Annotated in this window: 18 protein-coding genes; 6 read left to right on the top strand and 12 right to left on the bottom strand. The window is 45.7% G+C overall.

The features are described 5' to 3' along the window. Positions 1–2: 2 nt before the first annotated feature. From BMW59_RS11430 to BMW59_RS11410, 5 genes are all read left to right on the top strand, one after another. Entirely contained in the window at positions 3–986 is a 984-nt protein-coding gene (locus BMW59_RS11430) for an aldo/keto reductase family protein (RefSeq protein WP_093051967.1), read from the top strand. Positions 987–1,009: 23 nt separating this feature from the next. After that, positions 1,010–3,286: an alpha-amylase family glycosyl hydrolase gene (locus tag BMW59_RS11425; protein WP_093051964.1), complete on the top strand. Its 2,277-nt coding sequence runs from the start codon at positions 1,010–1,012 to the stop codon at positions 3,284–3,286. Positions 3,287–3,440: 154 nt separating this feature from the next. Then, positions 3,441–4,985 carry a response regulator transcription factor gene (locus tag BMW59_RS11420; protein WP_093051960.1) on the top strand — a complete coding sequence of 515 codons (1,545 nt, stop codon included), beginning with the start codon at positions 3,441–3,443 and terminating at the stop codon, positions 4,983–4,985. Then, positions 4,972–6,864, top strand: a complete 1,893-nt coding sequence (locus BMW59_RS11415) for a sensor histidine kinase (protein ID WP_177174322.1) — start codon at positions 4,972–4,974, stop codon at positions 6,862–6,864. The genes BMW59_RS11420 and BMW59_RS11415 overlap by 14 nt, the downstream gene beginning before the upstream one ends. Positions 6,865–6,955: 91 nt before the next feature. Continuing rightward, a complete protein-coding gene (locus tag BMW59_RS11410) occupies positions 6,956–9,034 on the top strand; it encodes a hypothetical protein (RefSeq protein WP_093051955.1) in 2,079 nt (692 codons plus the stop codon). A 411-nt stretch (positions 9,035–9,445) separates the two neighbouring features. Here BMW59_RS11410 and BMW59_RS11405 read toward each other — a convergent pair whose 3' ends face one another. The 10 genes from BMW59_RS11405 to BMW59_RS11360 form a co-directional block, all read right to left on the bottom strand. Beyond that, positions 9,446–10,264, bottom strand: coding sequence for a creatininase family protein (locus tag BMW59_RS11405; protein WP_177174321.1), 819 nt, complete (start codon positions 10,262–10,264; stop codon positions 9,446–9,448). 182 nt (positions 10,265–10,446) lie between these two features. Next, a complete protein-coding gene (locus BMW59_RS11400; protein ID WP_093051949.1) occupies positions 10,447–11,952 on the bottom strand; it encodes a M81 family metallopeptidase in 1,506 nt (501 codons plus the stop codon). 39 nt (positions 11,953–11,991) lie between these two features. Next, positions 11,992–13,479: a tripartite tricarboxylate transporter permease gene (locus tag BMW59_RS11395; protein ID WP_093051946.1), complete on the bottom strand. Its 1,488-nt coding sequence runs from the start codon at positions 13,477–13,479 to the stop codon at positions 11,992–11,994. A gap of 24 nt (positions 13,480–13,503) precedes the next feature. After that, entirely contained in the window at positions 13,504–13,974 is a 471-nt protein-coding gene (locus BMW59_RS11390) for a tripartite tricarboxylate transporter TctB family protein (RefSeq protein ID WP_093051943.1), read from the bottom strand. 30 nt (positions 13,975–14,004) lie between these two features. Next, positions 14,005–15,078, bottom strand: a complete 1,074-nt coding sequence (locus BMW59_RS11385; protein ID WP_143051226.1) for a tripartite tricarboxylate transporter substrate binding protein — start codon at positions 15,076–15,078, stop codon at positions 14,005–14,007. A gap of 102 nt (positions 15,079–15,180) precedes the next feature. Next, entirely contained in the window at positions 15,181–16,596 is a 1,416-nt protein-coding gene (locus tag BMW59_RS11380; RefSeq protein ID WP_245733084.1) for an aminotransferase family protein, read from the bottom strand. Next, on the bottom strand, positions 16,556–17,743 hold the full coding sequence (locus BMW59_RS11375; protein WP_093051934.1) for a thiolase family protein: 1,188 nt from the start codon (positions 17,741–17,743) through the stop codon (positions 16,556–16,558). Before BMW59_RS11375 ends, BMW59_RS11380 begins: the two co-directional genes overlap by 41 nt. Positions 17,744–17,767: 24 nt before the next feature. Continuing rightward, positions 17,768–18,418: a 3-oxoacid CoA-transferase subunit B gene (locus BMW59_RS11370; RefSeq protein WP_093051932.1), complete on the bottom strand. Its 651-nt coding sequence runs from the start codon at positions 18,416–18,418 to the stop codon at positions 17,768–17,770. Further along, positions 18,408–19,076 carry a CoA transferase subunit A gene (locus BMW59_RS11365; protein ID WP_093051930.1) on the bottom strand — a complete coding sequence of 223 codons (669 nt, stop codon included), beginning with the start codon at positions 19,074–19,076 and terminating at the stop codon, positions 18,408–18,410. The genes BMW59_RS11370 and BMW59_RS11365 overlap by 11 nt, the downstream gene beginning before the upstream one ends. Positions 19,077–19,227: 151 nt before the next feature. Next, complete coding sequence (locus tag BMW59_RS11360; RefSeq protein WP_093051927.1) at positions 19,228–19,551, bottom strand: DUF3870 domain-containing protein; 324 nt, start codon at positions 19,549–19,551, stop codon at positions 19,228–19,230. 409 nt (positions 19,552–19,960) lie between these two features. Between BMW59_RS11360 and BMW59_RS11355 the strand changes: the two genes are divergently transcribed. Further along, the gene (locus tag BMW59_RS11355) at positions 19,961–20,815 is read left to right on the top strand and encodes a GAF domain-containing protein (RefSeq protein ID WP_093051924.1); all 855 of its coding nucleotides are present in this window, start codon (positions 19,961–19,963) and stop codon (positions 20,813–20,815) included. Between the two features lie 118 nt (positions 20,816–20,933). Here BMW59_RS11355 and BMW59_RS11350 read toward each other — a convergent pair whose 3' ends face one another. Both BMW59_RS11350 and BMW59_RS11345 read right to left on the bottom strand, forming a co-directional pair. Then, the gene (locus tag BMW59_RS11350; RefSeq protein WP_093052196.1) at positions 20,934–21,152 is read right to left on the bottom strand and encodes a YdbC family protein; all 219 of its coding nucleotides are present in this window, start codon (positions 21,150–21,152) and stop codon (positions 20,934–20,936) included. 117 nt (positions 21,153–21,269) lie between these two features. After that, positions 21,270–22,598 carry a TrkH family potassium uptake protein gene (locus tag BMW59_RS11345; protein WP_093051921.1) on the bottom strand — a complete coding sequence of 443 codons (1,329 nt, stop codon included), beginning with the start codon at positions 22,596–22,598 and terminating at the stop codon, positions 21,270–21,272.

The following is a 22,598-nucleotide window of genomic DNA, read 5'->3' as shown; positions in this document are numbered from 1 at the left end:
ATATGAAATACAGGCGTTTAGGAAACAGCGGACTGCAGGTGAGTGAAATCAGCCTGGGCACGTGGCTGACTTTTGATGGCACGTCCACGGATTATGATAAAAATGATGCCATTACTACGATCAAATTTGCTTATGAAAACGGGATCAACTATTTTGATACGGCTAATTTCTACGGTCTCGGCAATGCGGAGAAAGTACTGGGGGAAGCACTTGCGGAATTTGACCGCACCTCCTATGTCATCGGTTCAAAAGTTTATTTTCCGATGGGCAGCAAACCGAACCAGCGCGGCCTGTCAAGAAAACACATTATGGATCAGTGCGACCAGAGCCTGAAGCGGCTGAATGTGGATTATATCGACATTTACCAGTGCCACCGGTATGATCCGAGTACCCCTGTGGAAGAAACATTAACAGCGATGAACGATCTCGTAGCCCAGGGGAAAATTTTATACTACGGCATCAGCGAATGGAGTTCGGGCCAGATTAAAGAAGGACTGGACACAGTTAAACAGCTCGGATTAAGAAAGATGGTTTCAAATCAGCCGATCTATAACATGCTCGTCAGGCAAATTGAGAAAGATATCATTCCCGCTTCAAAAGAAGGCGGACTCGGGCAGCTTGTCTTCTCTCCTTTAGCACAGGGCGTGTTAACCGGAGCTTATACATCACCTGATAAACTGCCGGAAAACAGCCGCCTCCATAAAACAGACAATGACTCGGCATCTTTGTATTTTAAAGACGAGATTTTTGAAGCGATCAGTAAACTGAAAATCATCGCTGAGCGGGAAAGGTGTTCTCTTACACAGCTCGCCCTCTCCTGGATTTTACTTGAAAAGAATGTTTCCTCAGTCATTATGGGAGCTGAGAATACAGAACAGGTGGCCGAGAACATTAAAGCGTCAGACATGGTATGGAGAGAGGACCTCATCAAAGAAGTAAACGGAATTTTAGACCAAATTGACTTTACCTGGCCGTTGTTCGATTAAGCCGGATCAAGGAGGCAGTAAACGTGAGACAGGCAACGATCACAGAAAAAGAGAAAGACCTTTATTTTGAAACTGGAAAACTGTTAATAACGGTGGATAAGCAGAGCGGTCTGCTGAAAAGTATAGAAGTGAAAAACCGCAGTAAAATTGACCATATATCGGCCGACGGCTTTATTGACATTGTGCTGAACGGGCAGGAAAAGCGGCCGCTTCCAAGAAGGATGCCTTATTATGTTGAGACGGAATTAATCTGCCGAGAGCTTAAGCTGGATGGGTATGAAAGCTGTGGGACAGTAGCACATCCTGCCCTGAAATTATACTGTTCTCAAGGCAAATGGGAAGTGATCTGGAAACTTAAAGCAGATGATGAGCTGGAGACTGTTGAAATTGGCTTTGACCTTGTCAACCGGACCGGCCAGGAACAGACTGTCCGTAAAGCAGTGTTTCATCAGACGATTCAAACACCTGCCAGTGACCCAGGACAGACTGATGTTTTTCTTCCAGGTGTACAAGGATCCCTCCCCTATTACGGACTAAATGACCATGCCGGAAAGATGTGGAACTTTGGAGAGTATTCAATCGGTGCCGCCGGTTTAATTAACAGGGAGTCAGACGATGTCTGGCTTGGCTGGGGACTTTCTTTCGAAGAACGCGCCGACCAGCATGTTATTAACCATGGCACCCATATAGATTTTGTTCAGGACTTTCAGTTTGCCGGCTATGTCCCTGACGGCGGTTCGCTCAGTTTTAAAGGTGTCTATTATATGCATGCTGACTATGAAAAGCTGGCTTCAGAAAGAATGCAGACTTGGTTTAAAAGGCATGGCGTGACGCCCCCCGATGACCGTCCGGACTGGCTCGATACGCTTGTTATATTTGAGACGCATATCGGATCGGCTGTTTTTAAGGACAACTATTCTTACACCCCTTATGAAGAGGTGTCTGAGCTGACTGCTGATTTGGACCGGATCTCGGCTATGGGATTTAATGCGATTCAGATTATGCCTAAACAGCCCTACCCCTGCTATGCCGTACATGATTATTTCGATTTAAGCATCTCTTACGGGAATAAAGACGAGCTTATGACACTTGTCAAAGAAGCACACCGTCTCGGCATCAAAGTCATCCTTGATGTCCTCCTGCACGGGGTAATGGACCAGCAAATTATAGAAAAGGCCGAATTTGAAGCCAGGACGAGCGGTGACACGCACCGCCCTGAGCTGAACCAGACGGTCATTGATTTCGCCCCTTACTGGAAAGCCGGCTCCCCTCCTGTCCATGACCTGGTCCAAAAGCATCCGGACTGGTTTGTGAAAGATGAAACAGGAGCCATTACCGGTATTTACACGAATGCGTTTGATGCGGCAAACGACGAGTGGCAAGATTATTTTTTAAGTGCCCTGACGTTTATGATTAAAGAACTGGATATAGACGGATTCCGCTATGATGCGCCCCATTGGAATTCCATCCCGAACTGGGACAGGCAGATCCCTTATAAAGCAGGCCAGTCTGCTGTCGGACCGATCAGCTTTTTCGAAAAAGCCCGCACGGAGCTCCGTAAGCTTAAAGAAGATTTATTATTTTACACAGAACCGAGCACCCCGCTTTACCGCAAAAATATGGATCTAAACTATAATTATGATGAACACTGGATTATTCAGGCGTTAATGTACGACTCCTCGACGATCACCATCGGCAGGGAGAAACCGAGTGATAAAATCACAGCGGAGGAAATGAGTGAATGGTTCGATGTCCGCCAGCGCTGGCTTCCCGAAAATTACCGGACAGCCCACCACGTGGATTCCCATGATTCTTTCTGGTGGTATCCGCCGGGTAAGAAATGGCGGAGGGAACAGTTTGGTATTGAAGAGACCGTTCTCCTCACCTATTTGTATTTATTTATCGAAGGACCGTTCATGATGTACGTGGGCGGTGAACACGGAATTGAAAACGAATTAACTAAGGGAATTGAGCTTAAAAAGACCCATCCTCCCTTCATTTCCGGAACGTGCGATTTTAAGGGAGGGACAAGCAGCAACCCGAACATCTTCCTTCCCGTCAGAAAAACCCGTGATCATGTCACGGCCTGCATCGCTAACTGTTCCAGCGAGACACAGACAGTCACCATCTCTTGGAAAGACAGCGGTTTGATTGAGAAGCAGTATCCGGACGGGTTTCACCTTAAAGATCTCATCACAGGCAGCCTTATATCCGATAACCTTTTCAATCTCACCGCTCTGGATGAAAAAGAATGGCATCTCGACCCTTTCCAAGTGATCTGGCTTGACTTCCAATTATAAATCGACAAAAAATGACACGTTCCCTTTAAAATAAGTTAAAATAGAATCAACTTGTATACGTTTACATGACTCTGTTGATGCTATTTTTGGAGGGGGCTGTGATTAGTATTAAGAGACTGCAGTCCTTGTTTCCGCCTAAAAGGGGGCGTATAGGATGGACAGGAAATTAAGCATTTTAATTGTTGATGATGAAGCGGTTATTCGCCGCGGAATGAAAAAAGCCGTGGAAAGTCTGGATGACCACTACGAGGTCGTCGGGCTTGCAAATGACGGCGAAACGGCTCTCGAACTGATTCACGAGCAGAAAGTGGTCCCGGATGTCGTTATTACGGATATTTACATGAACTTCGTGGACGGCATTGAACTGATAAGAGAACTGTCCTCTTCCCACCCTGCTATCAAAACAATCATTCTTTCCGGACATGAGGAGTTCCAGCTCGCTAAACAGGCCATTGACCTGAATGTCCAGTCTTACCTCTTAAAACCAGTCAGCATTAACGATCTGTCTGCCATTTTATTAAAGATGAGGTCGGAAATTGAAGCCAACGAACAGGAACAGGAGGATCAGGCCACTTACCTGGAGATGAAAAAGAACGTCGAACCTTACGTGAGGGACCGGCTCATTCTTGATCTTCTGGAAGGCCGTCTCGTGTCAGATGAGCACTTATCTTTACTGGCCCCCTTCCTCCCTTTCACTGAGCGGGATCCTGTAACGATTGGGACCGTCCGGCTGATCAATATAGAGTCTATTAAGAACCCTGAACATATCATGCAGACTTACGCGATTAAAGAACTTCTGTGGAAACGGATGTTTAAGGACCGGGAAGGGTTTGCTGTTATTAAAGATTCACAGACGATTTATTTTGGCATGACCGGAGAAGTCACTGAGGATGTACGGGAAAACCTTAATCGTTTAACGCTCGAAGTCGAAAAAAACTATCAAATTACGATTAAGTATGGCATTGGGAGCCAGGCCGGAAGCTATGAGGAGCTCCCCCGCGCTGTTGGACAGTCATTGGATATCATTGAATCTGAAACGGTGGACTATTACGAATACCCTTTTGAAGATGAATCAGAGCTGCAGCTCGCTTTCAGTGTCGGCAATGAGGAGCAGATTGATTTTTCCCTAAAAGAAATCATGAAAAAAATCACAAGGGTCAATCCTTCACAGGAATGGACCGCCCAGACATTAAATGAATTGATGTACCGGCTGGAACTCATCCTTAGTGAAATTGGCTCTCCCTACCCGCAAATCCCTTTTTTAGGTGCCTATTCAAAAGAAGAAATGCTCAGCCGGTTTGAAAAATGGATAAGAACATGTGCTGAAGAAAGAAAAGCGCTGAGCCACCAGAAAACGACGAGTGTGTTAATTGAAAAAGTCAGAATGTACCTTAAAGAGCATTATGCCGATCAGGATCTGAGCCTCCAGAAAATCAGTGATGTGGCCGGTGTCACCCCAAATTATCTAACCCAGGAATTCAGAAAGGTCACAGGTTCTTCCTGCATGCAGTACGTGACGGAGATACGGATGGACAAAGCTAAAAAACTTCTTCGGGAAACCGATAAAAAGATCTATGAAATAGCTGAGCGTGTCGGCTACGATAATCCTTATTATTTCAGCAATGCTTTCAAGAAAAATGTCGGTAAAAACCCGTCTAAATATAAATCAGAAAGCAGCGGCTATAATGAACCTTTTTAGAAGGCTGCAAACGTATTTCCGACAGAAGAAAGACACGTTCACTTTAAAAGTGTTTTATAAACTGCTGATCCTGGTGATCATTCCCAACCTTCTCCTGCTTGGAGTAGTTTCATTTTTCATCGTTCTTCAGACAAACAGAATGGAAGAAGAAAGGTTCAGCGCCCTTCTCGCATTGAAACAATCTTTAGACAATGAAATCATCAGTTTATTCGATGAGACCAACCAAATGGTGAATAACGTTATTATCGACGAGCAGATTCAGGAAACACTTGAAAGAGTCAACCCTTTATCAACTGTCAATCAGGAGTCAGCTATTTTTGGCGAAGAACAGTATGTGACCAATGATTATACGGTACTGACCAATATGAGAACGGCCCTGTCAAGTTACAGGCTGAGCCGCGGCAATATCCATTCGATTGCAGTCGTTGATTTAGAGGAAACCATCTTCCTCTCCTCCACCTCTGCTGAAAGTTATGTGATTACCCGAGGCGATCTTGAAAACTCCCGTGTGTACGGGACGGCGCAATCAAGGGACGGCGGATTATTCTGGAGCGTCAATGACGCGTTAACTAAAAACAGGGACATTATCACCTTCGCACGGCAAATTCCGAGCGTGGACCAGCCTCAGAATATTATCGGATACGCTTTAGTGAATGTGTACCTGGAGTCATTACAAGGTAGGTTAAGAACTTCTATTGATGACCCCCACGTGCTTTTCGGACTCACAGATACAGTTAACGGAGAGTCGATCATCTTTCAGGATGGGGAGATTGTCCAGGAGAAGGCTGATATCGGTCTGGAAATCAGCAGGCAGCTGGCTTATCAGCCGGCTGACGAACCTTTTATTCCCGTCATTACATCTGCCGGCGACTGGTATGTGTCGGCAAGCAGCCTGTCTAACGGAAATGAACTGGTTATCGGTTATGACAAGGCAGTAATGAACAGGGAGTTAAACGCCACGAAGACCCTGCTTTATTCCGGAATGGTTATTCTTGTTATCATCTCGCTTGCTGCGTCTTTTAAAGGAGCTAAAATCATTGCTGCCAGGCTTCACATGTTAAGTGATGCCATCATGAAATTCGGAAAAGGCTCACTTGATGAACGGGTAAAACTGAAAGGCCAGGATGAAATTTCGGATATTGGCGACCAGTTTAATGATATGGCGGTGCAGATCCGCCAGCTGTTAACAAATCTTGAAGAAGAGCAGAAACATAAACAGCTGTTTGAGCTTCGGGTCCTTGAATATCAGCTGAACCCCCATTTTTTATATAACACGCTCGATTCGATTAACTGGCTTGCGATTGAACAGGGGCAGAAAGAAATTAGTGAAATGGTCTACGGGCTGTCACGCCTGTTCCAGTTAATCTTAAGCAAAGGAAAAGAAATGATTACAGTTGAAGATGAAGTCCAAATGGCCCGCTATTATTTGAATATCCAGAAAATCCGCTACGAAGATAGATTTAAATATGATATTCATATTGATCCGGCAATTAAGGAGTATAAAATCAGCAAGCTGATCCTCCAGCCAATTATTGAGAACGCCATCCATCACGGCGTCAGGAAACTTCGAACAGAAGGGCGGATTCTCATCACAGGGACAATTGAACAGGACGATGTCGTCCTCGAAGTGGCCGATAATGGGGTTGGCATGACAGAAGACAGAAAGAATGAGCTGCTTAGCTTTCTTGATACGGAAGAATGGCAGGAAGAGAAACCGGAGCATCTTGGCTACGGCCTTAAAAATATCGACTCCAGACTTAAAATTGTGTTTGGAGACAGCTATAAACTGAGGATTATTAATGAGGGACATGAGCCGTTTACAACACGCATTCAAATTCGGATTAAGGAAGAGACTCTCAAACAGGATCCTACCTCTTAAATCACAGGCCGGTCATCGTTTTGTATGATCGGGCCTGATTACCGATTTATAAAGTCATGACATTATATCATTTTTAATGGAGGGGAATTATATGACGCGGAGGAAGTATGCGGATATCGATTTCCGGTATTCACCAGAGATTATCCAGACATGCATCGGTTTAGTCGACGATCCTTATAAGACGGTTGTCCGGGAAGACGGCAGCCTGAATTATCATTTTGAAGAAGAGATTTTTGACATAAACGCTTTTAATATACCGGATGAGCAGGACATGTCCAGATACAGTGAGGTGATCGATGATAACCTCGGGTTTAAACACCGATTGAAACCAGTGTTTACTCACCGGGATACGTTCGTTGAACGGAAACAAAGCTACAGTGAAGCCTCCCTTCCATTCGTTTTTACAGAAGAAGTGTATGACCATACGACATTTAAATGGCGCACATTCGCCTATAGGAATGCGTCAGGATTCCGGGCGGATCTCATCATCTGGGAATTGACGGCTTCTGATGATTTCGGCCGGGCTCCTTCCAAGGTGGCTTTAAAGCTTGACGGCCCAAAAGACGGTCTGCCTGCCATTATGGAATCGAAAGGAACGACAGCTTACTGGACGCAAGACGGCTTTAATATCCGAGGCATTACGCATTATGACTTCCTTAACGCGGGAGAAACAAGGAAAGGCGTCTTTGCTGTGGTTCTGGATGGTGAAGCGTCCCCTGAAGATCTCACTGTGGAGTGGGCTGAAAAAGCTGAAGAGGACATGCGAGCATACTGGAAATCGGTCCGCTTATTCGAACACCGTTTTACCATTCCTGACGAAGACCTTATGGAAATGCTCCGGTCCTGTGCGAGAAATATTCTCCAGGCGCGGGAAGTGAAAGACGGTATACCGGAGTTCCAGGTTGGACCGACTGTCTACCGCGGGTTATGGGTCATTGACGGCCACTTTCTCCTTGAGGCCGCCCACATGATGGGACAGCGCGATGAAGCCTATCTGGGGGTTGATGCCGTGCTGCGGCGGGCTGAAGAAGACGGATCAATTCAGATTATCCCTGATCATTACAAAGAAACCGGCATTGCTTTAGCTACCTTTGTCCGTCAGTGCGAGCTGATGAATGATGATGAACGGCTGCGAGAACTTTGGCCCGTCATGTGCAAGGCCCTTGATTATATTCTCGATATGCGACAGCAGGCTTTGGAAATTGAAAATTATAAAGGGATTTTTCCGCCCGCCTTTTTAGATGGCGGAATTGCCGGGCCTTTTCCAGAGTATACAACCCCTTTATGGATCGTCATCGGCTTAAAACGTGCCTATGAAGAAGGCGAGCGCCTGGAGCTTGAAAGGTTTGAGCAGTTTAAGGCAGCTTATACGGATATTTACAAGGCGATTCAACGCGCCTTTGAACGGGACATGCAAACGACGGAAGAAGGCGTTCCTTTTGTCAAAATGAATATGGTTGAGCGGGAATATGACCGGCCCCAGTCTGCCACGTGGGCGTTGGCCCATGCTATCTACCCAGGTGAAATTTTCCCAGACGATGATGCCGAGGTCACAAATTTCCTTGCCCTTCTCGACAGCATTGATAACACTCAGGGAATTCCTGAAGAAACCGGCTGGGTGCACGATCAGGCAGTATGGGGATACTCCTCCATGTTTTACGCTCAGACCTGGCTTTACGCCGGCTATCCAGAGAAAGCGCTCGACTACCTGTACAGTTTCGCCAACCATGCAGCACCGAGCCGGGTGTGGCGGGAAGAGCAAAGCCTGACTTCGTCTCCGGCAGCCGAATATTGCGGGGACATGCCGCACAACTGGGGATCTGCAGAATTTATACGCCTCGTCAGGCACCTTCTCGTCTTTGAAAAAGGCAGCACGCTTGAACTGCTTCCGGGGGTTCCTGATGAATGGCTGCCATCAGAGGGAGAAACTCTCGCGGTAGAACGGACTCCGACAAAGTATGGAGAGGTGACCGTTCAGCTTGATTTTATTGGAAATGATTATTACGAGCTGACTTATCAACGGGCACCCGGGAACAAAGAGCCTCAAGACGTCATTTTACACTGGAAAGGCAAAGTGGAGCGAAGCGCTTCAGGCCTTGAACAGGCTGGGAAAAATATGTGGCGGATTCCGGCCGGAACAGGGACTGTTACACTGAATCTTAGAAAATAAATGTTTGTGGCGGGGTTCATTCAGGAGTTGAAACACCTGCACATTCTAAGAAGGTTCGTTAGTTGTGCGCTTCTTCGATTACGGAAGTCAACATATTAACAGTGGTAGTTTCTTTTCAAATAGATCGATAAAATAAGCCCCTATTGAGAGCTTACTCAATAACGGGGCTTATTTTTTATAGGCGGGGAGCGGTGATAAGGGACTGAGACAAAACTAAATCAGGTTAAGATAGAGTCAGATAATAATTATTCTAAGTTGGATAGAAGGGCGAATTTCGCTGATTGAACCCCAATTCCCCTGATTAAATTCAATTTTAACGTACAAAAACCAAATCCCAAACAAATTACACTAAATTTATCAGAATTTCTTTACAATTATTATTCCCCAGTCTCTTCCTTAACTTATTTCATCTTACTCCCTAGGATACACCGGACCGATTGGCTGGCGCGGTTTTCTTTCCCTGAATTCCTCTAAAAGGTCGGCCAGTTCGTCCGCTGCTGCTTCAAACAGGATTTTTCCTTTTTCAGCTGTGGAGGAACGCGGGTCTCCACGCACTCCTGACTCAGTCATCGTATGCCAGATCTCCATCATTTTAGCTGGATTAGCATAGCCTTCAGGGCGCCTGCCAAGAAGGTCGTTCCAGAAATGCGGAGTAATATTATCGAGTCCGTCGGCACGTGCTTTACTCATATCCACTCGGTCCGGGTGTAAATACATATACACTGAGGTTTCCAAATCACAGCCATGGCTTGTCGGTTCTTCGGAAAGGATTCCTCTCGCTGCCTCACGCACCTTCTGGAATTCCCACCACGAAATAGACGCGCATAACGTCTCCGGATAATCAACGATCGTGTTTCTGGCAATTAAATCAATGACCGGCCGGTTGCTTCCGTGGCCGTTCACAAGTAAAATGTGCTGAAATCCATGCTGGGCCAGACTACCTGTGACAGCCCTTCCGAATTCAATTAATGTGGCCGAAGGAATATCAATCGTCCCGGGAAACCCCATATGGTGGGATTCGAAACCGAAAGGGATGGGAGGCAGAACGACATCTTTGCTAGACTTTTTTGCTGCCTCTCTGCAAATATTAACGGCGATCTCGGTATCAACGTCCATCGGTAAATGGTGGCCGTGTTCCTCTGTGGCTCCCAATGGCAGGATAGCGACACTTCTTTGATTTACTAACTTCGGTACTTCCTGCCATTTATAATGTGAATAATCAACAGTCATAAGCATTCCTCTCCTTTTTTATTTTAAAAGAATGGGCAGCGTTTTTTTAACGGCCAGCTTGAAAGTGTTCAGAGGGAGGAAACGCGCTCGCTTTTCCACAGACCCTTGTTGATAACCACCCACCTTATCCATTTCCGCAAAAAAACAGGTATCTAATGTATCTATCAGTCCACGGCTCAAAGTCACGAATTCGTCAGCTCGTAATCAAAAGGGATACTCTTATCCAGCGGCCAAACAGGAGCGGGAATGTGCTTAAAGTCGAATACCGTGAGATCATTTGAGGCAAGGCCCGGGGCATCCACATAGACCACTTTCCCCACAAGATTTTCAAAGGACGAGCGGAAATGGTTTTTAACTTTCATGCCGAGAATGTCTTTGTCTGTCGGCTCTATGCCGATATGCCTGAAAATTTCCGGATCGTTAGCGGAGAGCGCCCTGCCGGTGATCAGAATATCCAGCTTATTTACGCGGATATGGGCGGCTCCGTTCGTATTGACGAGCATGCCGGTATTCATCGGGCCTTTATTCCGGAACGTCCCTTCTGACACCCGGACCACTTCCGCGCGGACAGGGACAGGGGCTCCAAATTCAGGAGAAGCCTTTCCGCCGAGCTGCAATTTCACTTCCGCCCCTTCCCCAGCCTCCCGGCAAACTTTTAACGTTTCCTCATCATCCAAAGCTCCGAACAGGGAGTTTGGCAAATCCAGCTCAATCATTTTTCTCAACAACTCTGTGGTATCTCCTGTTCCGCCGCTTAACGGGTTATCTGAAATGTCGGCGAGGACAATGGGCTTGCTGCCTTTATAAGCGAGCGCTTCTTTCAGCCCTTCCTCCACCGTCGGAAGGCGAACGAGGAACTTTTCTTTAGCTGCCCACACCTCGTCAGCAAGCTGCCTGGCCACCGCCTCTGTTTTCTGTGAATCTGTCCCGGCAACGAGAATGCTTACGCCCTGTTCCGGAATATCCGAATATGGAAATCCTCCAAATACAGAGGCAGCTGTAATAGCCGGGTCTTTCTCCTTCTGTTTGGCTGATTCCACAAGATTATGCATCGGTCCTTCAGCTGTTCGCATGTTAATGCTCGGCAGGAGGACTGGCATTTTGACAAATGACGCTGTATAGTTCTCACCGGTTTTCAACAAGTGGACCATCGTTTCTGCTGCATTAACTCCCTGCTCATACATATCCACATGTGGATATGTTTTAAATCCAAAATGAAGAGGGGTGTAACTTATCATTTCCGAACTCAGGTTGGCGTGCATATCAAGAGTTGTTGCAATCGGAAGGTCGTTTCCGATCACTGCCCTGATTTCTTTCAGCATCTCAGTTTCCGGGTCTGAGAGCCCGTCCACTACCATCGCTCCGTGCAGAGCAAGAAGCAGTCCGTCACATTCATCGGCGCGCTCAATAGCAGCGAGCATCTCTTTTTTAATTGTTTCATAAGCCTCTTTTGTTACCTGGCCGGATGGAATGGCCGCCGCACACACTAATGGAATGATTGAGACGTCTTCACGGCGGAGAATATCGATAAATCCGCCTACTTCCGTTTTTGTTCCTTCATAAGCTCCGATAATGTCTTCTCCAATATGAAAGCCTTCTTTTTTAAAATCCTCTATCCCGGTCAGACTCGGGCTGAAGGTGTGGGATTCATGGTAAAAAAAAGCTATACCTACTTTTAAAGAACTCATAAGTGCCTCCTGTTTATAGAAATCTCCTTCTTCTTTTCATCAGGCTGACTTTTTAGCTGCTCTCTTAGATTTATAAATAGGATACAGAATGGATAGAACCGCCACTGTGAGAAGCAGCACAGAAACCGGCCGGGTAACAAACGGCAGGTAATCGCCATTCGTTGCCATTAATCCGAGCCGCCAGTTCTTCTCAATAATTGGCCCTAAAATATAGCCAAGGATAAGCGGAGCCAGGTCAAACTTATTTTTAATGAGAATGTAGCCTATAAAACCGAAAATAATTAATACCCACAAATCAAAAATGCGGTTGTTGGCTGAAAAGGTTCCGACCATAGACATAACAATAATAACTGGGAGTAAAATATGCTTAGGGACTTTAATAATTTTTGCGAAATATCTCATGAGTCCGCTCTGAATAATAAACATCAGAATAGTAGCGAAGAGCAGTCCGATAAAAATCGATCCGACGATTTCCGCGTTGTTGCTGAACAGCATTGGCCCCGGCTGGAGTCCGTGGATCAGAAGTCCGCCGAGAATAACGGCTGTCACCATATCCCCCGGAATTCCTAACGTCATAAGAGGAATGAGTGCCCCCCCTGTCACAGAGTTGTTGGACGATTCTGAGGCGATGACGCCTTCTGAATGGCCGGTTCCAAACTTTTCAGGCGTTTTAGAGGCTTTACGCGCCCGGTCATAAGCTAAGAACGATGCGATACTGCCCCCTGCCCCAGGGAGGATTCCTATCCACGTGCCTATGAAAGAAGAACGGACTAAGTTTCTAATCGATTTTTTTATGTCGCCTAACGGCGGAAAGACCTTGTATTTGTTATCAAGCGTGATTGCTGGTGCCAGTTTATCCGTTGTGCTCACGTCCATAAAGAAGCGTGAAATGGCGAAAAAACCAAGCAGTGTCGGCAGGAGGCTGAATCCGCCCTCAAGCTGGCCGAAGCCGAACGTAAAACGCGGCGTCGCTACGACCGGGTCCTGGCCGATCATCGTAATAAAGACACCGAGACAGGCGGCAATCAGCCCTTTAAGCATGTTGTTGCTGGACACACTGACAACAATCGTCAGCCCGAATATGCCAAGTGCGAAATATTCCCACGGACCGAACATAAGAGCGACCCTCGCCAGCAGCGGTGCAATAAACGTTAACAGAATCATACTGATAACACCGCCGACGAGAGATGCGAATACACCGAGTGACAGTGCCCGGTTTGCTTTCCCCTGCTGTGCCATCGGGTAGCCGTCAAAGGTAGTAACAATGGACGCGCCCGTCCCCGGGATCCCGATAAGCGTCGCTGAAATCATGCCTCCCGAGGTCGCACCGACATACATGCCAAGTAAAGCTGCCAGTCCGTTGACCGGTCCAAGCCCAAACGTAAAGGGCAGCAATAAGGCAATCCCTAATGAGGCGGTGAGGCCCGGGATCGCGCCGAAGAAAATGCCGAGGAAGACGCTTCCTGCAATAATTAGAATAGTTGTGATGTTTAACGTTTCTTCCAAGCCTACCAATAGAAATTCCATTACTTCCCCCTTTCTGTTGACCGTCTAAAAAATCCGTCCGGCTGGCAAAAAGACATTTAATACGTGCTGGAATATGACATATGTGGAAAACGTAATAGCCGCAGCAATGAACAGAATTTTAAGTTTGTTTACTTTTGCCTCTGCCGCTAATACAGGAATGGTCACAATCAGAAATAAAAGTGTGGTTATAATGTAGCCAAGAATGCCCAGCAGAAAAATATAGGCTAACGATGCTGAAAGCATGTAAATGACTTTTTTATACTCACGAAGGGACTGGATGAGCCCCTTGTGAGTGTATTCACTGTCTTCAGGGGCACTTTTAATAAACATAAGAATGCTCAACACAGCTAAAATAACAGCCCATATTTGCGGAAAGAAGGAGGGGCCGGCTGTCCCGGTCCCCAGTGTGCCAGGCGGTATGGAGAAGCTCATAACAAACATAAAGACACTGAACAGAAACAGGACAACCGCTAGTATTCTATCCGAGTTCATCATCACGCTTCCCCCCTTCGTTAATTTATAAATCTATTCTTCATTTCTGATAAGTTCGCCTACAGGTTCGATCATGGCATCCAGTTCCTCAAGCTCTTCTTTAAATTCATCCGCGGACAGGAACGCCGACTCTGTAACAAGCCCGTCCATTAACGTGATAAATTCCTCGTTTTGAGTCACTTCCTCAAGACGCTCGTTTAATTTATCAATGACTGCTTCAGGAGTTCCCTGCGGGGCAAAAATACCGTTTCTGTGGTTCAGAACAAAGTCGATATCCATCTCCGTAAAGGTCGGTACGTCAGGAAGCTGCGGTGATCTTTCAGAACCTGTAGAAGCCAGCATTCTGAATTCCCCTTCCTGGATAAAGTCATAGAACTCAGATACAAACCCGGCCATGACGTCGATATGTCCTCCGGCTAATGCAGCACGGGAATCAGCTGATCCGTCAAACGGCACATAGTTCACTTCAATATCTGCCGCATCTGCAAAAATGGCACTGATAATATGAGCGCCTCCGCCGATGCCCGGTAATCCGACTGACAGTTCCTGAGGATTAGCCTGAGCGTATTCCACAAGATCTTCTACTGTTTCCCAGTCAGAATCTTCCCTGACTACGATGCCTCCGCTTTGTGTAACCATCGAGGCGACCGGTTCTAAGTCCTGCCAGATTTTCGTATCGAAAAGGCCTGTATGGTACCCTGAAACTGCTGCGGTTACGGAGTGCATCAGAAGCGTATGGCCGTCAGGATCCGCATTGACTACTTCCATTGTTCCGATCGCTCCACCGCTTCCCTCAATGTTTGAAACGACAAGTGACTCTTCGAAATCGATAAATTCACTGATCGCTCTAGCAACTGTATCTGTTCCTCCTCCGGCTGAATAAGGAACAACCATCTGTACCGATTTATCAGGATAATCAGCCGCATCATCTGCAGGTTCGTCATTGGCCTCATTTGCTTCATTTGTGTCATTATTATTTGTCTCGTTTTCTTCAGGCTGATTATTCTCTCCGCTTGCTTCATCGTTTCCACCATTACAAGCAACCATCAGCATTCCGAACAATCCGGCAATCATCACGACTAATACCAGCTTTTTAATATGAAACATGCTCTCATCCCCTTTTGTTTGGTTAAAGTAGATTTGCAGTCTTTCCAACGCCTTCTGCTTACCTTTTCAGGATCTGTACTCCCTCCTTTCTGAAATCACTTGTCAAACTGTCGATTTGATAAGTTCAGAAAATTCCGAACAATTTTGTTCCAATATAGTTATAAGCTTGTCAATTTCCTGTGTCGTTATCGTTAAAGGCGGCCCCAGTAAGATATGGTCAAATTTTTCGCCCTTCACTTGTCCCTGGCCGGGGTAAAGGACAGCCCCGTTTTTGAGTGACAACGCATTAAATTTCTCCGCTGCCTGGAATTCGGATTCAAAGGCCATATTACTCATCTGATCTTTCACCATTTCAAAGCCGGCAAGGAGCCCTTTGCCTCTGACTTCGCCTGTAAATGACCATGTTTCTGCTAACTTCCTCAACTGGCCGTTTAAATACTCGCCTTGCCTTTTCGCCTTTTTAACCAGATCGTGTTTTAAGATGTACTCGATGTTTGCCTTAGCTGCCGCAAGTGACAGCGGATGGCCGCTGAATGTAAATCCGTGGGCAAACTTCCCGTCCCACTCCTCTTTTATCACCTTCACAATCCCGTCGCTGACAATCATTCCTCCTAAAGGAAGATAAGCACTCGAGACCCCTTTGGCGAATGTTATAATGTCCGGAACTACCTGCCAGTGGTCCACGGCAAACATCTCACCCGTTCGGCCAAACCCTGTCATCACTTCATCAGCAATCATGAGAATGTCGTATGTCTGGCAGAGTTTCCTGATCCCTTTCAGATAATTATCGGGAGGTACGAGGGCTGCGATCTGGCTTCCGGTAATTGGTTCGACGATAAATGCACTGATCGTTTCAGGATCTTCACGAATTATCGTCTCTTCGATCTCTTTCAGGCATGCCTCCCCAAACTCTTCAGGTGTCATGCCTTCTGAGCTGGGACGCCCTCTCCGGTAAGGAGGCAGCACATGAACGGTGCCTTCATGAAGTTCAGCTTCATACAAGCTTCTCCGATTGTTGTCCCCCCCGGCTGAAAGGGTCCACATCGTGTTGCCATGATAGCTGTTCCAGTGGCTCATAATTTTAGTTTTTTTCTGTTTTCCGTGCCCTATATGGTATTGCCGGGCAAGTTTAAACGCACTCTCGTTTGCTTCTGCCCCGCCTGATGTAAAATACACCGTATCGAGCGTATCGGGCGCTATAGATGCGATCAGCCTGGACAAGTGGTGCTGGATTTCCGTTTCAAACCGGAGTGTGTGGACAAACGCCACTTTTTCGGCCTGTTTGGCTACAGCTTCAATAATTTCCTTATTCCCGTGCCCGACACTCACCGCGACAGCCCCAGAACTGGCGTCCATATACTGTTGGCCTGACTCGTCATATAAATAAATCCCTTCAGCCTTTTCGATTAACGGGTAGTTATAATGAAAATTCCTGTGAAAAACATGGTCTTTTTCCACTGTCAATTCATCACCTTCTCTATGAATACTTTTCCACGATAGTTGAAATGCCTTGTCCACCAGCAACACAAAGGGTACCGAGGCCGTATTGGCAGTCTCTCTTCTCCATGGCGTGGATTAACGTGACAAGAATCCTCGCTCCGGAACAGCCGAGAGGATGGCCTAACGCAATCGCTCCTCCATTCACATTGACGTGCTTAGTATGCGGCAGATTCCATTCCTTTAATACGGCCAAGCTCTGTGCCGCAAATGCTTCATTTAACTCAATAACATCCATGTCATTTAACGTGAGACCCGCTTTTTTCAAGGCTTTGGCGGTAGCCGGCACCGGTCCTGTGCCCATTACTTTCGGATGAACCCCGGCGCTTGCGATCGCCTTGATTTTGGCAAGCGGTTCTAAGCCCAGTTCCTTTGCTTTCTCTTCTTTCATCAAAAGCAGTGTCGCCGCCCCGTCGTTCCGTCCGGATGAATTGCCGGCAGTCACTGTGCCGTTCTTTTTAAAAGCGGGTGGCAGTTTATTCAGTTTTTCAACCGTGACCTCCCGAGGGTGTTCATCTACAGCAACTAATGACGTGTTCTTCTTTCCCCTCACTTCAACGGGAATGATCTCATCAGAGAACTGCTCTTGTTCTATCGCTTGTTTCGCTTTTAACTGGCTGTTGTATGCAAATTCATCCTGTTCCTGACGGCTGATGTTGTATTTTTCAGCTAAAACTTCAGCGGTCTCTCCCATATTGAAAGTGCCGAACAGCGCTTCCGGCTGAGATTTAGGCTGGCTTTCGGTGTTGCTGTCATAAAGGACCCGGTTTCCTGTGGGAGGGAGAAACCGGTTCTCCGCCAGGTAAAAGGGCGCTTGGGACATACTTTCGACGCCTCCTGCGAGCATAATTTCCGACTGGCCTGTTACGATTGACAGCCAGGCATTATAGACAGCCTGCATGCCGGAGCCGCACTGCATCTGAACGGTATGGGCCGGCGTCTCAATCGGAAGGCCCGCCGCCAGTCCCGCCACTCTCGCAATATTAGAGGCATGGGCGCTTTGTTTCGTTTGCCCTATGACGACTTCATCCACGATATTTGGAGGCAGGCCGGAGTGGGCAAAATGATTATTAAATAAGTGCTCGAGCAGTTCTTCCGGTTTTTTGCCTGCAAGGCTCCCCCCGTATTTGCCGATTGGCGTACGAAACGCATTTACAACTACTACCATCTCTTCACCTCTGTTTCTAATAATCTAGTTAGTTTGTTTTAATGACGGGTCGATCGTGAAAGCTCCCTCTGTCTTCTGCTCCACCTCCTGTAAACTGCTGTGTGCAAAAATTTCAGTGAGTACGAGCCCTTTACTGGTGACTTTAAATACAGCCAGGTCTGTAATGATCAGGTCTGCCTTTCTTTCCGATGTGACTGGGTAGTGGTTCTCTTTCACTATTTTCGGCTTACCATCTTTGGTGGTATGGGTAATCGTAATAAATATTTTTTTGGCGCCTTCAAGGAGATCCATGGCGCCTCCCACCCCGAGAACCGGTTTCCCCGGGACCGCCCAGTTAGCGATCCGGCCCGTTTCATCAATTTCAAGCGCCCCAAGAATCGCGACATCAATATGACCCCCGCGGATCATGCCGAAGGAAGAAGCACTATCAAAATAAGAAGCCCCTTCTTTAACAGTGACCGGTTTTTTTCCGGCGTTAATAATATTCTCATCGATGTTACCTTCTTCCGGGAACGGGCCGACGCCTAAAATACCGTTCTCAGAATGGAGAAATACTTCGACACCATCGGGAATAAAGTCGGGCACGAGAGTCGGGATTCCTATCCCTGCATTCACGATATCGCCGTCCTTCAGTTCCCGGGCCACACGTGATGCAATTCGCTGTTTATGATTCATTTCCATCACCTCCTCGTACGACGAGGTAGTCCACATACAGATGCGGTGTGACGATTTCTTCAGGAGACAAGTCATCAGGCTCGACAATCTCATCTACTTCGGCAATCACAAGGCTCGCTGCTGTAGCCATTACCGGATTAAAATTCCTTGCCGACTTTAAGTAAACGAGGTTTCCATAGCGGTCGGCTTTCTTTGCTTTAATCAGAGCCACATCCGCTTGGAGTGCTTCCTGGAATAAATATGTTTCACCTTTGATCTCTCTCACTTCTTTTCCTTCGCTCATTTTCGTTCCGGCCCCGGTCTTTACATAAAAACCGCCGATTCCGGCTCCGCCAGCCCGAATAGACTCAGCGAGTGTGCCCTGCGGCATGAGGTCAATTTCCAGCTCGTTCTGCTGGTAGGCATTTACCACATCGGGATTGGACGTGAAATACGATCCGATCCCTTTCTTAACTTTCTTTTGAAGCACGAGTTTCCCAAGACCCTTGCCCGGTTCCCCTAAATTATTGCTGATCACAGTGAGGTGTTTTAAGTCCGCCTCCTCCATTTTTTCCAGCAGGCTGAGCGGGCATCCTACAAGCCCGAAACCGCCGACCATGAGTGTATCGCCTGATTTTATAAGCGACACAGCCTTTTCGATGTCAATTATTTTCGTCAATTTTTTCACCTCCAAAAACAGTAAAAAAACCTAGCTAAATCAGAAGATTTACCCAGAAAATCCCTTTTCTGAATGCATCTTGCTAATCAGCTAGGTTCCAATGAGACAATAGAGAGAGGTCGTCTCCCTACTTCACTTTAACCTGACTCACTTATTTTTCCTGCACGTAATCCCAATAGCGCTGCACGGCTGATTGCAAAGCCACGATCATCGCCTGCTGGGACGGTGCAAAATAATGTTTTTTAATTCTTTCAATCAGCGGATCCAACCCGTCTTGCAAATCGTATCCTTCCAGCAATTTTTTGAAGAAATCACTGGTTAAATCTGCAATGAAGGTAAAATCCACCCGTTCAATCGTATGGTTATGATAATTGATTTCCAGCACAATGCCGGCATGTTTGTAAATTTCGTACATCGATGTTCCCTGAGGTGCGCGCGCATATCCTGTCACCAGGACCGTGTTTAAATGTCTCATGTCTTTATTCCTACTTTTCCGTCTTTCTAGTTATTAATATAAACTCGGGTATGGCAAAAAGTCAAGAGTTGTTTTCAGAAAAATTTAATTTTTCTGTTAATATAAGGCTGTTTTTATGGTGAAAAATACTGCCGTATTAATGTAATTACTTAGTTATTTTGAGTTAATTCCTCATTTTTATGTGTTTTTATGTCTGTTCACTGGGAAGAATACTTCAAATCTCTTGGGACGAAATTATTCTACACCCGTTTCTAATCACATTTTCCATAATTGACTGCCTAATTTAACGTTAACACTACACATAGATTGTTAATGGTGATAAAATTGGCACATACTTCCACGCAAAATGACACAATTTTATTAGATAACTAGTCGTGACTAAAATTTAATGTGAAAAAGGGGGCAGATCATGTCCGATAGCTATCCATTGTCTACTTCAGACTTTCAATTGTTGAAAAATGCCGCAAATAAAATATTTGAAGTAATAACTAATAGATTAAATGTAAATACTGCGTATGTGACAAGAAAAGGAGAAACAGCGATGACCGTGCTGAGCTCCTTTAATAAAGAGGAAGAAATTATTCCTGAAGGCTACTCGGTCGAATACGGCGGAACGTATTGCAGGCTAATCATTTCAAATCCCAGCGATACCATCCGTACGAGTAATTTAGCAAATTTTGACCTTACAAAAGAACTGGCTGTGACAGGCCAGTTGAAAACAAAAGGATTTATAGGCGTGACCTTGAGAAACCTTGACGGAGAAGTGTTTGGCACACTGTGTGTCATGGACAGGGAAGAAAAGGACTTCTCAGACCACGACCGGGACTTTCTTTATTCCATGGCCGACATCTTTTCCCATCTCATTGAACTCGATGAAACCAAGTATAATATGGGGTTATTAAATGTTCCTATTATCCCTATAACGAAAGGCGTAGCAATCCTTACGATACAAGGGATCATTGATGACAAACGAGCGGAACACATTATGAATACAGTGCTCCGTTACGCGGCTGAAAATAATAATGAGCATTTCATCTTTGATGTCTCAGGGCTGGTCATATTAGATAATAAGTTTCCAGAAGTGGTCACGGAGGTTGTCAATTGTCTTAATGTTATGGGTGTTCAGGCGATTGTGACAGGAATTTCCCCAGACTTTGCCCTTCAAAATACCATTCATTCGAGCCTTAAGGGTCTGGAAGTTAAGACAGCCATGGATTTAGAAACAGCTTTAGAGCACATCGGCTTTCAGTTAACAGAAAAATAGATTGTTTATCGACCTAATAAGGGAACCTGTGTCATGCAGGTCCCCTTTGTTGTGACTTTTGTCCGGCATTGACGTTTTGAACGTTTCTAAGCGCCCCCCTTAGTTTCTCAAAAGACAGTTACTCCATTCCTTCAATGACTTTCTTCAAGTTGGTGACTTCTTCTTCAGTTAAGGTCACACCTTTACCCATTTTTTCATGATCAGGTGCCCAGTCGCGAATGTCATACTTCGGTTCTCTCCCGTTCCAGCTGATCAGATTCAGCTCTTTCGTCCATCCTTTCGGTGACTCTGACAATACACCGACTGTTTTAATGATCTCATATTTTAATTCTTTCAATTTAATTCCTCCATTAAAGCATTGTTTTGTTAATGTGCGGGCTTTCCCCGTCTGGCTCAGCTCCACAATACCTCAATTTCTCCATTGCGTCTAATTAAGATTTTTACCTCTGGGTAGCTAACCAGTAAAAACATCTCCTTTAGGATAACGAATTTTGCTTGGTTCCGTTTTTGACAAGGCAAAAGCTAGGGTTACTGGCCCGATACGCCCGATTACCATTAATACAATAATCACTTGTTTTCCAAGCGGTGATAATTCATCCGTCAATCCCATCGACAATCCAACCGTTCCAAAGGCAGAAAAAGCTTCAAAAACGATAAGTAAATAAGGAGCATTCTCAGTTACTGATAGAATAAAAATGCTAAATGTAACGGCCATGAGACTAATTACTACAATAGAAAGTGCCCGCATAACTGTATGATCAGGAATCGTACGTTCAAAAGCCACAGATTCTTTTCTTCCTTTTAAATAAGTAACCACCGCTAAAACAATAACAAGGAAGGTTGTTAGTTTGATACCACTGCCCGTAGAGGCACTTCCTGCCCCAATAAACATGAGAATAAGAATAAATGTAATCGTACTCGGTTCCATACTGCCAATATCAATCGTATTAAAACCAGCAGTACGAGGTGTGACTGCCTGAAAGTAGGAAGCCCAAATCTTTTCATACCATAGGAGTTGTCCGATGGTTGCCGGATTAGCGTATTCCAGGACAAATATAATAAACATCGCAATGACGTTGACTGCAAAAGTTCCTATAATCATAAGCTTTGAATGCAGCGATAAGTGATTAAACTTTTTAGTTTTAATTAGATCGTATACTACAGTAAAGCCAATCCCCCCAGTAATAAACAGAAAAGTAATGATTAAATTTACAGACGGATCCCCCACATAGGCAGATAAACTGTCTGACCATAAAGAAAACCCAGCATTATTAAACGCTGAAATAGCATGAAAAAGGCTCGTAAACAATCCAAATCCCCATCCATACTCAGGCACCCACCTCAACGCCAGAAACAGGGTAGCCAACAATTCTGAAGCGAATGCAAATATAAGCAACATTTTTACAAGTCTGACCATCCCGCCAAGTGTTGGCTGATTAAATGATTCCTGTACTAAAAGTCTCTCTTTAAGGCCTATCTTCTTACCTAACGCTAACACTATTAAGATCGCGAAGGTCATGAGACCCAATCCGCCGATCTTTATTAAAATCATAATTACTGTTTGGCCAAAAATTGTGAAATCTGATCCAGTGTCCAAGACCACTAGTCCAGTTACAGTTGTAGCCGATGTGGCTGTAAACAAAGCGTCTATAAAACTGATTGGTTTTTCGGTTGAAAAAGGCATGAGCAATAAAATTGTCCCAATAATAATAGCACTTAAAAAACCAGTTGCCAGAAATTGAGGGGGTGATAATTGTGAGATTCTCGTCCTAAGGTGTTTCAT

It is taken from the genome of Salipaludibacillus aurantiacus (assembly GCF_900111295.1).
Lineage (GTDB): Bacteria > Bacillota > Bacilli > Bacillales > Salisediminibacteriaceae > Salipaludibacillus > Salipaludibacillus aurantiacus.
This window is presented reverse-complemented; position numbering and strand designations above follow the sequence as displayed.

Coding starts and splice junctions, on each gene's coding strand:
- BMW59_RS11345 (WP_093051921.1), bottom strand. CDS start 22,598: ATGAAACACCTTAGGACGAGAATCTCACAATTATCACCCCCTCAATTT.
- BMW59_RS11415 (WP_177174322.1), top strand. CDS start 4,972: ATGAACCTTTTTAGAAGGCTGCAAACGTATTTCCGACAGAAGAAAGAC.
- BMW59_RS11355 (WP_093051924.1), top strand. CDS start 19,961: ATGTCCGATAGCTATCCATTGTCTACTTCAGACTTTCAATTGTTGAAA.
- BMW59_RS11385 (WP_143051226.1), bottom strand. CDS start 15,078: ATGTTTCATATTAAAAAGCTGGTATTAGTCGTGATGATTGCCGGATTG.
- BMW59_RS11370 (WP_093051932.1), bottom strand. CDS start 18,418: ATGAATCATAAACAGCGAATTGCATCACGTGTGGCCCGGGAACTGAAG.
- BMW59_RS11360 (WP_093051927.1), bottom strand. CDS start 19,551: ATGAGACATTTAAACACGGTCCTGGTGACAGGATATGCGCGCGCACCT.
- BMW59_RS11410 (WP_093051955.1), top strand. CDS start 6,956: ATGACGCGGAGGAAGTATGCGGATATCGATTTCCGGTATTCACCAGAG.
- BMW59_RS11400 (WP_093051949.1), bottom strand. CDS start 11,952: ATGAGTTCTTTAAAAGTAGGTATAGCTTTTTTTTACCATGAATCCCAC.
- BMW59_RS11430 (WP_093051967.1), top strand. CDS start 3: ATGAAATACAGGCGTTTAGGAAACAGCGGACTGCAGGTGAGTGAAATC.
- BMW59_RS11390 (WP_093051943.1), bottom strand. CDS start 13,974: ATGATGAACTCGGATAGAATACTAGCGGTTGTCCTGTTTCTGTTCAGT.
- BMW59_RS11420 (WP_093051960.1), top strand. CDS start 3,441: ATGGACAGGAAATTAAGCATTTTAATTGTTGATGATGAAGCGGTTATT.
- BMW59_RS11395 (WP_093051946.1), bottom strand. CDS start 13,479: ATGGAATTTCTATTGGTAGGCTTGGAAGAAACGTTAAACATCACAACT.
- BMW59_RS11405 (WP_177174321.1), bottom strand. CDS start 10,264: ATGACTGTTGATTATTCACATTATAAATGGCAGGAAGTACCGAAGTTA.
- BMW59_RS11375 (WP_093051934.1), bottom strand. CDS start 17,743: ATGGTAGTAGTTGTAAATGCGTTTCGTACGCCAATCGGCAAATACGGG.